Source organism: Pseudomonas sp. S3_B11 (assembly GCF_054667715.1).
Genome location: NZ_CP162749.1, coordinates 5183629 through 5198812, shown reverse-complemented (window position 1 = coordinate 5198812; position 15184 = coordinate 5183629). Strand labels below are relative to the sequence as shown.

Genomic DNA, 15184 nt, shown 5'->3' with positions numbered 1-15184 from the left:
CCAGATTATAACTATGCGCGGCGCCGGAACAGTCAGGCAAGGGCCGTAGACCCTTGCCTGGCTGAATGGCTGGGTTATTCCAGATTTTCGCCACGCTCGCGGGCAATGGCGCGGTAGCCAATGTCCTTGCGGTAGAAGCAACCTTCCCAGTCGATCTCGGCGGCAAGCTTGTAGGCCTGCTGCTGAGCTTCGTCGACACTGGCGCCCATGGCGGTGGCGCACAGCACACGACCACCGGCGGTGACCACTTGCCCATCCTTCAACGCCGTGCCTGCATGGAAGACCTTGCCTTCCAGGCGGGCCGCGGCGTCCAGGCCCTGGATCGCGCTACCTTTGGCGTAGTCGCCTGGGTAACCGCCAGCCGCCAATACGACACCGACGCTTGGGCGCGGATCCCACTGGGCTTCGACCTTGTCCAGTGCCTGGGCCAGTGCGGCCTCGACCAGCAGGACCAGGCTCGATTGCAGGCGCAGCATTACCGGCTGAGTCTCAGGATCGCCGAAACGGCAGTTGAATTCGATGACTTTTGGGTTACCAGCCTTGTCGATCATTAGGCCGGCATAGAGGAAACCGGTGTAGACGTTGCCTTCTTCGGCCATGCCACGCACGGTCGGCCAGATCACCAGGTCCATGACGCGCTGGTGCACTTGGGCAGTCACCACCGGGGCCGGGGAGTAGGCGCCCATGCCGCCGGTGTTCGGGCCGCTGTCGCCGTCGCCGACACGCTTGTGGTCCTGGCTGGTGGCCATTGGCAGGACGTTCTTGCCATCGACCATGACGATGAAGCTGGCTTCCTCGCCGTCGAGGAACTCTTCGATCACCACGCGGGAACCGGCGTCACCGAAGGCATTGCCGGCGAGCATGTCGCGCACGGCGTCTTCGGCTTCGGCCAGGGTCATGGCAACGATCACGCCTTTACCGGCCGCGAGGCCGTCGGCCTTGATCACGATCGGTGCGCCTTTCTCGCGCAGGTACGCCAGGGCCGGTTCGATTTCGGTGAAGTTCTGGTAGTCGGCGGTCGGGATCTTGTGACGCGCCAGGAAATCCTTGGTGAACGCTTTCGAGCCTTCCAACTGCGCGGCACCGGCAGTCGGGCCGAAGCAGTCCAGGCCACGGGCGCGGAACAGATCGACCACGCCGGCGACCAGCGGCACTTCCGGGCCGACGATGGTCAGCGAGACGTTCTTCTCGGCGAAGTCGGCCAGTTGCTCCAGGGCCAGCACGTCGATGGCGACGTTTTCGCATTTGGCTTCGATGGCGGTGCCGGCATTGCCCGGCGCCACGAAAACCTTCTGCACACGTGGATCCTGGGCTACTTTCCAGGCCAGGGCGTGTTCGCGGCCACCGCTGCCAATGATCAAAACATTCATTTCAAAAACCTCGGATGACGCTGATTCTGGATGCAGCGCTAAAGCTGCCTTTCTGTGGGAGCGAGCTTGTGTGGGAGCAAGGCTTGCCCGCGATAGCATCACCTCGGTTTGCCTGATGGACCGAGTTGCCTGCATCGCGGGCAAGCCTTGCTCCCACACCAACCCAGCTCCCACAGTGGGTCGGTGTATCAGTGACGGAAGTGACGCATGCCCGTAAAGACCATTGCGATGCCGGCCTCGTCAGCGGCAGCAATCACTTCATTGTCACGCATCGAACCACCCGGCTGGATCACGGCGGTGATGCCGACCTTCGCCGCGTTGTCGATGCCGTCGCGGAACGGGAAGAACGCATCGGAGGCCATGACCGCGCCCTGTACCTGCAAGCCGGCGTGTTCAGCCTTGATGGCTGCGATGCGGGCCGAGTTCACACGGCTCATCTGGCCTGCGCCGACACCGATGGTCTGGCGGTTCTTGGCGTAGACGATGGCGTTGGATTTTACGTACTTGGCGACTTTCCAGGCGAAGATCAGGTCGTTGATTTCCTGCTCGCTCGGGGCGCGCTTGGTCACCACTTTCAGGTCTTCGCTGCCGATCATGCCAATGTCGCGGCTCTGGACCAGCAGGCCGCCATTGACGCGCTTGTAGTCCCAGGCCGGCGCACGGTCGGCCGACCATTGGCCGCAGGCCAGCAGGCGGACGTTGGCCTTGGCGGCAACGATGGCGCGGGCTTCTTCGGTGACCGAAGGGGCGATGATCACTTCGACGAACTGACGCTCGACGATGGCCTTGGCGGTCGCGGCGTCCAGTTCACGGTTGAAGGCGATGATGCCGCCGAAAGCCGATTCGGTATCGGTGGCGTAGGCCAGTTCGTAGGCCTGGCGGATACCGCCCTCGGCGTCCGGGCTTACGGCCACGCCGCACGGGTTGGCGTGCTTGACGATCACGCAGGCGGGCTTGACGAAGCTCTTCACGCATTCCAGCGCGGCGTCGGTGTCGGCCACGTTGTTGAACGACAGTTCCTTGCCTTGCAGCTGGGTGGCGGTGGCAATGCCGACTTCGGCGGGCTTGGCTTCCACGTAGAACGCCGCGCTCTGGTGCGGGTTCTCGCCGTAGCGCATTTCCTGGGCCTTGACGAACTGGGTGTTGAAGGTGCGCGGGAATTCGCTGCGGCCTTCGGTCGACAGGGTTTCAGCGGCCTGGTTCACGGTGCCCATGTAGTTGGCGATCATGCCGTCGTAGGCGGCGGTGTGTTCGAAGGCCTTGAGCATCAGGTCGAAACGCTGGGCGTAGGTCAGGCCACCGGCCTTGAGGTTTTCCAATACGCTGGCGTAGTCGCTGGCGTTGACCACGATGGCCACGTCCTTGTGGTTCTTGGCCGCCGAGCGGACCATGGTCGGGCCGCCGATGTCGATGTTCTCGATGGCGGTCGGCAGGTCGCAGCCGGGCTTGTTGATGGTGGCTTCGAACGGGTAGAGGTTGACCGCTACCAGGTCGATCGGCTTGATGCCGTGTTCGTTCATGATGGCGTCGTCGATGCCGCGACGGCCCAGGATCCCGCCGTGGATTTTCGGGTGCAGGGTCTTGACCCGACCGTCCATCATTTCTGCAAAACCGGTGTAGTCCGCGACTTCCACTGCGGCGACGCCGTTGTCCTGCAGCAGCTTGAAGGTCCCGCCGGTGGAGAGAATCTCGACGCCCAGCTGTTGCAGCTCGCGGGCGAATTCGAGGATCCCGGTCTTGTCGGAGACGCTGATCAAGGCGCGGCGGATCGGCAGGCGGGTGGTCTGGTCGGTCATTTCAATTTCCATCAAAAGCAAGGGAAGTCAGCAAAAAAGGCGACCGTTTTTTACGCGGGCGCCTTTCTGGTTTGATTGAATGCTTACAGCAGATCGTACTGCTTGAGTTTCTTGCGCAGGGTGCCGCGGTTCAGGCCCAGCAGCTCACTGGCTTTGGTCTGGTTGCCCTTGACGTAGTTCATCACGCTTTCGAGCAGAGGCGCCTCGACTTCGGAAAGCACCAGGTTGTACACATCCGTGACGGCAGCGCCCTCAAGGTGGGCGAAATAATTGTGCAGCGCCTTCTCGACACTCCCGCGAAGGGTCTGGCCTTCTTCGCTGGGCGTATTGAGGTGCTGTTTCAAATTCACGTTGTCGCTCACGGGTGTTGTTCCACTCACTAAAGTCTCGGTCATCATCGTCATGCGGCCACCCCTTCGTCCCCTGTCAGGCTCTTGTAACGCTCAGCGAAGAACGCCTGAACGTCGGCGCATTGTGCTTGCGTACCATCCAAACGATTGAAACGGGCGCGAAACTCCCTGGCGCCCGGCAGGGTTGCGAGATACCAGCCCACATGCTTGCGAGCAATGCGTACACCCATGACTTCTCCGTAGAAGGCATGTAGCGCGGCCAGATGCTCTAGCAGAATACGTTCCACCTCGGACAACTGCGGCGCCGCGAGCTTTTCGCCCGTGCGCAGGAAGTGTTCGATCTCACGAAAAATCCATGGCCGCCCCTGGGCGGCCCGGCCGATCAACAGGCCATCGGCACCGGTCGCGTCCAGCACGTACCGGGCCTTCTCGGGCGAATCGACGTCGCCATTGGCAAACACCGGAATCGACACCGCCTGCTTGATCGCGGCGATGGTGTCGTACTCGGCTTCGCCGGTGTACAGGTCGGCACGGGTGCGTCCATGGACCGCCAGCGCCGTGATGCCCGCCTGTTCGGCGATCTTCGCCACCACCAGGCCATTCTTGTTCTCCCGGTCCCAGCCGGTGCGTATCTTCAGGGTCACCGGCACATCCACTGCGGCGACGACCGCCTGCAGGATCTCGGTGACCAGCGCTTCATCTTTCAACAGTGCCGAGCCTGCGGCCTTGTTGCAGACCTTCTTCGCCGGGCAGCCCATGTTGATGTCGATGATCTGCGCCCCCAGCTCGACGTTCGCCCGGGCCGCCTCCGCCAGCATCTGTGCATCGCCACCGGCGATCTGTACCGAGCGGGGCTCGGGATCACCTTCGTGGATCATGCGCAGACGCGATTTGCGGGTGTTCCACAAACTCATGTCGCTGGTGACCATTTCCGAAACCACCAGACCAGCGCCCAGTCGTTTGCACAGCTGACGAAAGGGCTGGTCGGTGACCCCCGCCATAGGGGCGAGAATCAGGCCGTTCTGCAATGTATATGGGCCGATGCGTACCGCCGACATAGGACTTCCCTGAAGTGGGGCCGGATCATGAGACTTCGAAAAAGGGTTGGCATGATACCCGCTCTCGATGACTGGATAAAGATCGAATTGGATAAAATCTGAACAGCTATTTTGTTATCGCCAGCGGTTTGGTCTGGGTGGGGTCAGTCAGAAAGCTGCCGTCAATTGGCCGACCCTGGTCGGCTTCATTCAGGGGAATGGAAGCTCAGACTGTAGTTCACCGCTTTGGGGCCAGGGTCCAGGATATCCAGCGCGATGTGAATGGGCGTCTGGGGCGGCATTTCGCCGCGGTCCTCGAGGTCGCCACCCAGGTACTCGCCGGGCTTGAAGCGACGGCTGGCGATCAGGTGTCCGTTGAGGTCGGCAAAACGCAGCTCCAGCAACGGAAAAGGTTGGGAGAAGGGCGCACGGTTGTAGATGATCGCGTCCACCACCAGGGCTCCGCTGAACTCCGGATGGCTGCGAACCACCAGGTTGCTGCTCTTGATCTTGGCGATGTCGACCTTGGACGGTACTTCGCAGCCGATGGTCGGACAGATTTGCAGGAACCACGGCCGGTACTGGTCCTGGCGGGCCAGTTCTTCGAAATGGTAGGCGATGTACTGGCCGCCCAGGGCCGCGCTGGCGAGCAGTATCAACAGGCCCCACAACAAGCGTCGGCCCCAGGGCGAGCGGCGTTTGCGCCAGTCCAGTTGCAGCGGGTCGTCGTCCAGGTCGTGGAGGGCTTCGGCGCGTATCCCCGGCTCCTGGCGCTCCCGTGACTTGCGCAATGGCGCCAGTTGCTCGGGTTCGTCGTCGTGGTCGTCGGTGGCAGACAGGCGCTCGAGGTGTTCGTCGGGCTCGTCGTCCGGCGCCAGGTGGAGCGGTGCGACCGGTTCGTCGTCCGATTCCAGTGGTTCAAGGGCCAGGGACAGGGACGGCTCGGTGCGCGGTGGCCGGGCCGGTTCATGGGGTTCGAACGGTTCGATGGGGTCCTGGAGGACGGCTTCGGCGCGCTCGCTGGAAGATTCGCTGTACAGGCTGTCGGGCCAGGCTTGCTGTTCGCTGGAGAGCGAGTCGCGTTGCGCGCTGAGGTTGTCTTCCCGGCGCCGGCCGGTATTGCCTGGCGCGCGATTGTCGCGCCGCTCCAGGCGCGCCAGCTCCTTGTCCAGGTCATCCAGATCCAGCTCGGCGGCGCTCCATTGTTTCTGGCTGATCGCCCGGGGTGGGGCTTCGACCGCAGGTTTGGCAGTCGGCGCGACGGCAGGCGCCGGTTGCTTGGCAGTGCGTTGTTCCAGCAACTGTCGTGCGGCATTGAACACTTGCAGGCACGAGCCGCAACGAACCACCCCGCGTGCCACGCTCAATTGAGCATGGCTGACGCGAAAACGGGTATGGCAATGCGGGCACTGGGTGACGAAGCTGTCAGTCATGCGGCAATCCGGTGGATACAGGCGCTCATTCTAGCGCCGACGTCCGGTGATGCGCACCCAGCCATCGCGATTGGCGATCGGGTCCAGGTCAAAGTCTGCGGCATAAGCGGCGGCGACTTCTTCACCCTGTTCAGCCAAGATGCCCGACAGCGCCAGGCGTCCGCCCGGCTTGACCAGGCTCGACAGTTGCGGCGCCAGGGACACCAGCGGGCCGGCGAGGATGTTGGCCACCAGCACGTCGGCCTGGACCTGTGGCAAGTCCTGCGGCAAGTACAGTGGGAACAGGGCTTCGGCAATGTTGTTGCGCCCGGCGTTGTCGCGGGAAGCTTCCAGGGCCTGGACGTCGATGTCGGTGCCGACGGCTTCCCGGGCACCCAGCAGGAGCGCGGCAATCGCCAGGATCCCCGAGCCGCAGCCGAAGTCGAGTACGTTGTAGCCCTTCAGGTCCTGGCCGTCGAGCCATTCCAGGCACAGTGCGGTGGTCGGGTGGGTGCCGGTGCCGAACGCCAGGCCCGGGTCCAGCAGCAGGTTGACCGCGTCCGGCTCTGGCGCGGCGTGCCAGCTCGGGACAATCCACAGGCGCTGGCCGAAACGCATCGGCTGGAAATTGTCCATCCAGCTGCGTTCCCAGTCCTGGTCCTCGATCACTTCGCTGTGATGCTCGGGCAGCGGGCTGCCGGTCAGCAGCTCGAGATGGGCCAGTACGCTGGCCGCCTCGGTGCCGCCTTCGAACAGGGCCAGCAGGTGGGTATGGGACCACAGCGGGGTGGTGTTGAGCTCCGGCTCGAAGATCGGCTGGTCTTCGGCGTCCATGAAGGTTACCGATACGGCGCCTACTTCAAGAAACGCGTCTTCGTAGGTTTCGGCTTGTTCCGGGCTGATGGCCAGACGTACTTGCAGCCAAGGCATGGCGGGCACCTTTGGAAAAAAATCTACAGGGGGCAGCGCAGGGCTGCAAAGGCGCGCAGTGTACGCCAGGTCGCGGGCAAAGTGGATAAGCGAGTCTCGCGCCGTCCGGGTGGGTGTTTCGATATATATATGTATGCCATGGGCGTATCGCCGGGCGGATAAGGTGCCGGTCCACACAGCAGGGAGGAATGTGAATGGACATCACTGCCGAACGGCAAAGCAACATGGTGCGCACGGGGCCGGTCTCTTCCCCGCAGGCGGCGACTGCACAAATGACCCTGGAGAAGTTGACGCGTTGGCAGGTGATTATCGACGCGCGACTGCAAACCCAGATGAGTTTGCTGGAGGTGCTGGAAGAGTACCTGCTGGTCGAGCTGCGCACCCACTATCACCAAGGCAACATCGATCCGCACTTCATCGACACCCTGCTCGACACGGTGTTGCAGCGCATGATCGACCAGGCGCCTGTGGTTTATGACGAAGCGCAGGACTTGCCCTACCGTTGGCCCGAAGGGGGAGACCTGGGGTTTGCTCCCGAGCGCCGGGAGTGCGTTGCCCAGGCGGTGGAAAGCGCGGCGTCGAGGTTTGTCAGTCACTACAAGGATTATCTGCGGCGGCATTGGCGAATGGTGTCGCAGGATGTCTCGCTCGAAGCACTGGTCAGGCAAAAGCTTGACGAGCATCGGGTCGCGGTCGACGGGCTTTTCCAGCCTGGCCGTCTGGCCGGCATGGACGTCGATCAGTTGCGAGAGCAGATCGAAGAACTCCAGGACGCCTGGTGCCAGACGAGTCGCTTGACGGCGTTGGCAACAACCCGTGAGCGGCGGGATCTTGGAGCGGTCGCGCGATTGCAGTTGCCGCATTGGCTGCGAGGGTTGAGCAATCCAGATCGTGAACGGCTACGGGCTTTTGAAAACCAGACCGTGCTGGCGCAGGCACAAGTCGATGAACTGGTCGATGGCCTGGGTTCGCTGCGGGCCTTCGCTCTGCAATTGGCCAGGGACTATGTCAGGGATGAATTGGACATGCTGGTCGAGCCTGACAGCATTCGCGTGCAGTTACAGTGGCGAACGGTGATGGGCCAGCCGGTGCACACCTACAGCCTGAGTGAGCTGGTGGCGGTAGGCCCGGTACGACCGGACGCGGTGTCGGTGTTCCTGGTGGAAAATGGCGGCATGCTGCGTAACCAGTCCCTTTCGCCAGCCTTCATCGGTCGATTGTTGGCAGACGTCGATGCGCCTGCCGGGTACCTGCAAGCACTGGCCGACCGATATGAACGAGCGGACCTTAAAGAGGCCATGTTCGATTGGTTTTTGGCGCGGCTGCAGCACAGTGCATTTATCGCGCGTTGCGCGGGCCAGTTGTCGGCGACCGGTCATGACTCGCTCAGTGCCCTATGGGAGAGCGACGTTGCGACGCCAACCGCCAGCGTGTGGCGTGTCGCCGACCTTGTGCTTCCCAATGGCCTGAAGTGTGCCGATCTTCTTCTGTTCTACCGCGAAGATGTGGGCGACGACGTCAGCGGTCTGCTGCTGTATGCCCCGGGCAAACCCGATGGCCATGAGTGGGTCGAATTGACCTCGCTTCGGGCGTTGAGCGGGGAGGTCGGTGCCTGGACCCAACATGAAGCTGGTCGCGAGTATCTGCTGCAGCAACTCTCTGTGATCGATCAAGGGCGGGCCCGGGAATACTTTGCCGGCGTGGCGCAGAAACCTGCCTCGTGGGACCTGGGCAGAGACCTCAGGGGAGCGGTCAGCGATTTCAGGGCTGGTCTTCGCAACGCGGTCTTGACCGGCCTGGCCAATAACCTGATGCAGGTGGAGCTGAACGAGTCGCCTCGCTGGTACTCGGCGCTGCCGCTTGAGTCTCGGCGCAACATCAGCGGCTTGAACCAGGAGTTTCTGGTTCAGCGGCAGGTGTTCGATGAGCAGATGGTCGACTATGAAGTCTTCATCGACTTCGCCAAGCGCACCTTCGCCCATTTGATTGCGCCGTACCTGCGCAGCAAAGGGGTGCTTGAAGCGGTCGATCCAGCCACCGTGCTCATCGACTACAGCACAGGGCTGGCAACCGAGAAAAAAACCGCCAGCCTGTTGGACCTGGCCATTTTTGGATACGAGCACAGCTCGGATATCGACGACCCCGCAAAAGGCGTGCGTTCTTCTGTCGGGCAGGACTTGAAGCAGGTTCGCAGCGCCGAATTGGCGTCGTACATTCGCGTGGCTTACCTGGGGGAACGATATGCCAAGCACATCCGCGCCACCTTTCTCGATGCCAAGGACCCTGAGTATCTGAAACGCCGCGAGGCATGCCGCTACATGCTGTTGGCCCGGATGGATCGCGACCTGCGTGTGGCCCATGGCAAGTCGATGTTGAACACCGACGAATTCCAGTGGCTCACCCGGCAAGTCACGCTGCTAAGCGATGGGAGGCCGGTGAGCAGCGCCACGCACCCCAGCGCCGCCGTGACGCGCGAAGGCGTGATCAAGTTGACCGTCGGCGGTCATGTCGTGCAAGGGGTCTACGTTTTCACCTACTTCGACCCTAAGGTTTTTTACTGGTTGTATACACCCGACGCTCCGGACGGGATCCTGTTTCGCAAGTACCTGGACTTCTCCGGGAGCATCGCGGCGCAACTGCATCATTACGTACTGGAGCGGATCGCACTGAGCGCGCGAGCCTCTGCAGGACGTTCGCTGGTGGCTTTGGCGAGCGGGAGCGCGCGGGTCGATACAGTGCGCGAATTCAATCGGGTCATGGACATCAGCGCTGAATTCGATGCCTGCATCGAGCGCGCTGTCACCGATGTGGAGGACATCACCACAAGCCGTGCCGAAATGATCAGGGATCAGGTGTTCAAAGGGTTGATCTTCGCGGCGGCTCCTGTGTGCATGGTCTACCCCCCGTTTGCCTTGTTGCTGGACATTGGCTTGGTGGCTGTCAGCGCCGGGCAGGCAGTCGAGGCGCATGGGCAGGGCGACACGGAAGGCGCGCTTGGCCACTGGCTGGTCGCGACCTGGGGGACGCTGTTCGCCACGCTCGGTGCCACAAGCATGGCCAGGCTGCTAGGACGTGCGGCCAGGAACCTGAAGCTCGCGGTGAAACCTCTGTCATTGTCCGCTCAACGCTTGAGGCGCGCGACATCGGGCATCGTCAAAGAAGCCGGGCCGGTGATCCCACCCATACGCCTGAAGCCGCAGCAGGCGGTCAGCAGAGTACCGGAGCACTTGCAGCCGGTGACCGAAGAGGGGATTTTTTTGGCACCTATCGCAACCCACCCAGCGCAACGCAACCGCGAAGCGCCCACTACATACGGAGCAGGGGGCGGTACTACCAGGTGATGGAGGATCCCTACTTCGGCGGGTTGTGCCTGGTGGATGCCAGGCGTCCCGGCGCGTTGTACAAGCTGCCCATCCGCAGGCTGGCGAATGGCAAATGGACCCATAACAAGGTCGGCTTGAGAGGCGGCAATGACCATGTGCGCAACCTTGGGCGAGTAGGGGAGTTGCGGGAAGCGTTTCCCGGGCATGTCCTCCCGGACGCGACGAGGGGCGCGTTGCAGGGCGAGGCTGTGGTGGCAAGGTTCAGCGAGGCGGCGGACAACTATCTGTTCTCGCTGAATGCGCAAACGTGCGTGATCGCTTCGTTGTACAACCCTGCCACCAGGATCGGGGCGGTCATTCATTTCGATCACAATATCCGTGCGCTGATCGAGCGCAGCGTCCGGGATGTGACGCGGCGCCTGGGGGGATCGCCCAAGGATATTCGTGCCACGCTGGTGGGTGGGGATTGGCTGACGGGGGCTGACATTGGCGAGCCGGTCCGGTTGGTGATGAGGCGCCAGGGTCTGCAACCCACCTGGGATCACTGGTCGTATTCTTCCTGCTTCGGGAATAACTATGGTGTTGCGCTGGATCTGCGCAGTGGTATCACCTCTGTGTTCAAGACCTCGCAGAGTCAGGTCGAACGCTACTACGTACCCGTGCTGGCGAGGGCGAAGCGGGGTTCTGATCCGGTATCGGTACGTGCGCGGGTTCATGACGCGCTTGCGCAGCGAACCTTTGGTGGCCAATGCCAACGGCGCCGTTCGCACCCATCAGGGCCGGTCGGCGACTGCGGCGCAACTTGCCTTGCAGGAATTCTCTACGGTGATGCTGGGCTGATGCCGTTGCCCGCATCGTGAGCGACAGGCAAAAAAAGACCCCGGCCAATGGACCGGGGTCTTTTTACATCACTTGAAGCATCAGTGCTGGTTGCCCAGCTTGTGTTCCAGGTAATGGATGTTGACGCCACCTTTGCAGAAGCCTTCGTCACGTACGAGGTCGCGGTGCAGCGGGATGTTGGTCTTGATCCCGTCGACCACGATTTCGTCCAGCGCATTGCGCATGCGCGCCATGGCTTCGTCACGGGTCGCCCCGTAGGTGATCAGCTTGCCGATCAACGAATCGTAGTTCGGTGGAACGGCATAACCGCTGTACAGGTGCGAATCGACGCGAACGCCATTGCCGCCCGGGGCATGGAAATGCTTGACCGTGCCTGGGCTTGGCATGAAGGTTTTCGGGTCTTCGGCGTTGATCCGGCATTCCAGCGCGTGACCGCGGATGACCACGTCATCCTGGGTGAACGACAGCTTGTTGCCGGCGGCGATGCTGAGCATCTCCTTGACGATGTCGATACCGGTGACCATTTCCGAAACCGGGTGCTCCACCTGAACACGGGTGTTCATTTCGATGAAGTAGAAACGACCGTTCTCGTACAGGAACTCGAAGGTACCGGCGCCGCGATAGCCGATGTCGATGCAGGCCTTGACGCAACGCGCCAGGACTTCCTCGCGAGCCTGCTCGTCGATGCCCGGTGCCGGCGCTTCTTCGAGGACCTTCTGGTGACGACGTTGCAGCGAGCAATCGCGGTCGCCCAGATGGATTGCGTGGCCCTGGCCGTCGGACAGTACCTGGACTTCGACGTGACGTGGGTTGGTCAGGAATTTTTCCAGGTAGACCATCGGGTTGCCGAACGCCGCGCCAGCTTCGGAGCGGGTCAGTTTCGCCGAGGAGATCAGGTCTTCTTCCTTGTGTACCACGCGCATGCCGCGACCACCGCCGCCGCCAGCGGCCTTGATGATCACCGGATAACCGACTTCGCGACCGATGCGCAAAGCGGTTTCTTCGTCTTCAGGCAGTGGGCCGTCGGAACCCGGAACGGTCGGCACACCCGCCGCGATCATGGCGTGCTTGGCCGAGACCTTGTCGCCCATCAGGCGGATGGTGTCGGCTTTCGGGCCAATGAAGGCAAAACCGGAATTTTCGACCTGTTCGGCGAAGTCGGCGTTTTCCGCCAGGAAGCCGTAGCCAGGGTGAATGGCGGTAGCGCCGGTCACTTCGGCAGCGGCGATGATCGCCGGGATGTGCAGGTAGGAGTGCGCAGCCGACGCCGGACCGATGCAGACGGATTCGTCCGCCAGGCCCAGGTGCATCAGTTCTTTGTCGGCCTTGGAGTAAACGGCGACGGTCTTGATGCCCATCTCTTTGCAGGCACGCAGAATCCGCAGGGCGATCTCACCGCGGTTAGCGATCAGAACTTTTTCCAACTTCGCAGTCATCAAAGGCTCTCCGCGGTTCAAACGATGGTGAACAGCGGTTGGTCGTACTCAACCGGCTGGCCGTCTTCGACGAGGATGGACTCGATCACACCGCTGGTTTCAGCTTCGATGTGGTTCATCATCTTCATGGCTTCGACGATGCACAGGGTGTCGCCTTTCTTCACGGTCTGGCCGACTTCAACGAAGGACGGCGAGGATGGCGAAGACTTGCGATAGAACGTGCCCACCATTGGCGAACGGGCGACAGTGCCGTTGAGCGCTGGCGCAGCCGGTGCGGCTGGCGCTGCTGCTGCAACCGGGGCTGCTGCTGGAGCAGGCGCGGCGGCTGGAGCATGCATCGGTGCCGGTGCATAGAACTGCTGAGCCGGGGTCTTGCTGTGGCGGCTGATGCGTACGGACTCTTCGCCTTCCTTGATCTCAAGCTCGTCGATGCCGGACTCTTCCAGCAATTCGATCAATTTCTTAACTTTACGGATATCCATGAATCATCAACTCCCAAGGGTCGGTCAGGGGCGTTTAACGCTTGTTGTTCAAGCTGTTGCCTGTTTTTCAAGCTGCTCTAGGGCGGCCTCCAGGGCCAGCCGGTAACCGCTGGCGCCAAGGCCGCAGATCACTCCCACCGCTACATCCGAGAAGTAGGAGTGATGGCGGAAAGGTTCGCGTTTGTGCACGTTGGACAAATGCACTTCGATGAATGGGATGCTCACCGCCAGCAGCGCGTCACGTAATGCGACGCTTGTGTGTGTAAAAGCTGCTGGATTGATCAAAATGAAATCCACGCCTTCGCCACGTGCGGCATGGATACGGTCGATCAATTCATATTCGGCATTGCTTTGCAGATAGAGCAAATGATGGCCGGCGGTGCGGGCCCGCTGCTCCAGGTCCTGGTTGATCTGCGCCAGTGTCACGGCGCCGTAGACGCCCGGCTCGCGGGTGCCCAGCAGGTTCAGGTTGGGTCCGTGCAGGACCAATAGGGTCGCCATCTGCTGTTCCTTGTTATCTGTGAGCAGGTATCAGAACCTGGCGACTATGCCGCAAAGCCTTTGTGACTGTCCAGTTCTCTGCAATAGCCAGCACGATGACCGATGTTTGCGCGAAATTTGTGACCCAGGTCCCTGATCCGGTCATACGGTTGGAGCCGAGCCCCTGTGGGAGCGAGCCTGCTCGCGATGACGGCGGCCCATTCAACATCAATGCAAGCTGACCCAGCACTATCGCGAGCAGGCTCGCTCCCACACTGGATCTGAGGTCTAAACCCGAAACGCCTGTACTGCCGTATGCAACCGCCCGCCCAGTACCAACAGGTTGTCGCCTTGTTCGCGCCCCTGGCCGATGCGCAGCAGGTTGTCTCCGCCCAGTTGGTGAATCCGCTCGCTGTGATCGCGGATTTCGCTGACGGCGCCGCTTTGTTGGGCGGTGACGTCGGCGATGCGTACCGCCGTATCGGAGATGGTCTGGATGGCACCGACGATCTCATCCAGCGCGCCATCAGCCGCTTGCGCCTGGTTGGCGGTGGCTTCGGCGTGTTCGACCTGGGCGCGCATGCCGTCCACCGATTGGCGCGCGGCCTGTTGCAAGCCGGCGATCAGCGTCTGGATTTCGGCGGTGGCGCCGGCCGTGCGTTGGGCCAGGGAGCGGACTTCCTCGGCCACCACCGCGAAGCCCCGGCCCATTTCCCCGGCGCGGGCGGCTTCGATGGCAGCGTTGAGGGCCAGCAGGTTGGTCTGGTCGGCAATCGAGCGAATCACCGTCAACACGCCGCCGATGGTGGCGGACTCCTCGGCCAGTTGTTCGATCATCTGCGCGTTGCCTTGTACTTCTCCCACTAACGCATGCAAGCCTGTAAGGCTCAGGCCGATGACTTTCTGTCCTTGCTCCACCGCCTGCCCGGCGCTGCGGCTGGCGTCTGCGGCCTGGCTGGCATCACCGGCCACTTGCTGGATCGTCGCTTCCAGTTCGCTGAGGGAATCGCGGATCAGCGCCGTGTCGCCAGCCTGATGCTCGGCGCCACTGTGCAGCTCGCCGCTCAGTTCGGCCAGGGTTCGGCTGCTACCCGCGACCTGTTCGGCGTTTACTCGAATGGTGCCCACCAGGTCCACCAGGTAAGCGCGCAGGCGATTGAGCGAAGCCTCGATATCTTGCAATTCGCGGTTGCTGGCGCCCACGTGGATATCACGGCTGAAGTCGCCCTCGGCCCAGGTCGACAGGGCTGGAGCCAGGTGCGTCAAGGTGCGGGCCAGGCGCCGCTGCAAGGTGTCGATGAGCAGCGCAATCAGCAGGATCAAGCCAATCATCACCCCCTGGATCAAGCGAACCTCTCCCTGGATCTGCCCATGCTGGGCACGTACCGCCGGCTCCATGGCATCGATCGCCTGTTGCACGTCGGCGATTTTCAGGTGCGTGGCGCTGCTCAGTTCAGTGCGTTTCTGGATCAGTTCACGGGTGCGGGCCAATTCTGCCGGGTAGCGGCCGAGCAGGCTGTTGAGTTCGCGCTTGAGGGCGATGCCGGCATCTTCGGCGGCGGTTTTTTCCTGGGTTTCCAAACCCATCAGCGCGGCGAAATCATCGCTGCCCGATTCGCTGCTGGCGGTGACGCCCAGCAGGGGCAGGCTGTCGAGGTGTTCGGCCTCCACACGGATGCTCGCCAGTTCCCGCTCGACGTCGGCGGCCAATTCGCTACGGCCACTGCT

General features: G+C 62.1%; 12 protein-coding genes. 2 read left to right on the top strand and 10 right to left on the bottom strand.

Going from position 1 to position 15184, the window contains the following annotated elements:
* Positions 1-74 precede the first annotated feature (74 nt).
* The 6 genes from purD to prmA all read right to left on the bottom strand — a co-directional run bounded on the left by purD (position 75) and on the right by prmA (position 6895).
* Positions 75-1370, bottom strand: a complete 1296-nt coding sequence (gene purD, locus AB4O22_RS23375) for a phosphoribosylamine--glycine ligase (RefSeq protein ID WP_003197406.1) — start codon at positions 1368-1370, stop codon at positions 75-77.
* Positions 1371-1558: 188 nt separating this feature from the next.
* The gene (purH, locus tag AB4O22_RS23370; RefSeq protein WP_013692160.1) at positions 1559-3166 is read right to left on the bottom strand and encodes a bifunctional phosphoribosylaminoimidazolecarboxamide formyltransferase/IMP cyclohydrolase; all 1608 of its coding nucleotides are present in this window, start codon (positions 3164-3166) and stop codon (positions 1559-1561) included.
* Positions 3167-3249: 83 nt separating this feature from the next.
* The gene (gene fis, locus AB4O22_RS23365; protein ID WP_003186237.1) at positions 3250-3570 is read right to left on the bottom strand and encodes a DNA-binding transcriptional regulator Fis; all 321 of its coding nucleotides are present in this window, start codon (positions 3568-3570) and stop codon (positions 3250-3252) included.
* On the bottom strand, positions 3567-4574 hold the full coding sequence (gene dusB / locus AB4O22_RS23360) for a tRNA dihydrouridine synthase DusB (RefSeq protein WP_057448329.1): 1008 nt from the start codon (positions 4572-4574) through the stop codon (positions 3567-3569). The genes fis and dusB overlap by 4 nt, the downstream gene beginning before the upstream one ends.
* A 185-nt stretch (positions 4575-4759) precedes the next feature.
* Complete coding sequence (locus tag AB4O22_RS23355; protein ID WP_223470799.1) at positions 4760-5986, bottom strand: DUF3426 domain-containing protein; 1227 nt, start codon at positions 5984-5986, stop codon at positions 4760-4762.
* A 30-nt stretch (positions 5987-6016) separates the two neighbouring features.
* Positions 6017-6895 (bottom strand): 50S ribosomal protein L11 methyltransferase, encoded by an 879-nt coding sequence (gene prmA / locus AB4O22_RS23350; protein ID WP_223470798.1) that lies wholly within the window; start codon positions 6893-6895, stop codon positions 6017-6019.
* Positions 6896-7089: 194 nt separating this feature from the next.
* Between prmA and AB4O22_RS23345 the strand changes: the two genes are divergently transcribed.
* Positions 7090-10236, top strand: coding sequence for a type III effector 1 (locus tag AB4O22_RS23345; protein ID WP_460097268.1), 3147 nt, complete (start codon positions 7090-7092; stop codon positions 10234-10236).
* Positions 10236-11078, top strand: a complete 843-nt coding sequence (locus AB4O22_RS23340; protein ID WP_460097267.1) for a hypothetical protein — start codon at positions 10236-10238, stop codon at positions 11076-11078. Before AB4O22_RS23345 ends, AB4O22_RS23340 begins: the two co-directional genes overlap by 1 nt.
* Before the next feature lie 60 nt (positions 11079-11138).
* Here the strand turns inward: AB4O22_RS23340 and accC are convergent, their stop codons facing one another.
* The 4 genes from accC to AB4O22_RS23320 form a co-directional block, all read right to left on the bottom strand.
* Entirely contained in the window at positions 11139-12494 is a 1356-nt protein-coding gene (accC, locus tag AB4O22_RS23335) for an acetyl-CoA carboxylase biotin carboxylase subunit (RefSeq protein WP_003197421.1), read from the bottom strand.
* Positions 12495-12511: 17 nt separating this feature from the next.
* Complete coding sequence (accB, locus tag AB4O22_RS23330; protein WP_003197423.1) at positions 12512-12976, bottom strand: acetyl-CoA carboxylase biotin carboxyl carrier protein; 465 nt, start codon at positions 12974-12976, stop codon at positions 12512-12514.
* Positions 12977-13024: 48 nt separating this feature from the next.
* On the bottom strand, positions 13025-13477 hold the full coding sequence (aroQ, locus tag AB4O22_RS23325; protein ID WP_003197425.1) for a type II 3-dehydroquinate dehydratase: 453 nt from the start codon (positions 13475-13477) through the stop codon (positions 13025-13027).
* 267 nt (positions 13478-13744) lie between these two features.
* Positions 13745-14788 (bottom strand): methyl-accepting chemotaxis protein, encoded by a 1044-nt coding sequence (locus AB4O22_RS23320; protein WP_460158257.1) that lies wholly within the window; start codon positions 14786-14788, stop codon positions 13745-13747.
* Between the last annotated feature and the right edge of the window lie 396 nt (positions 14789-15184).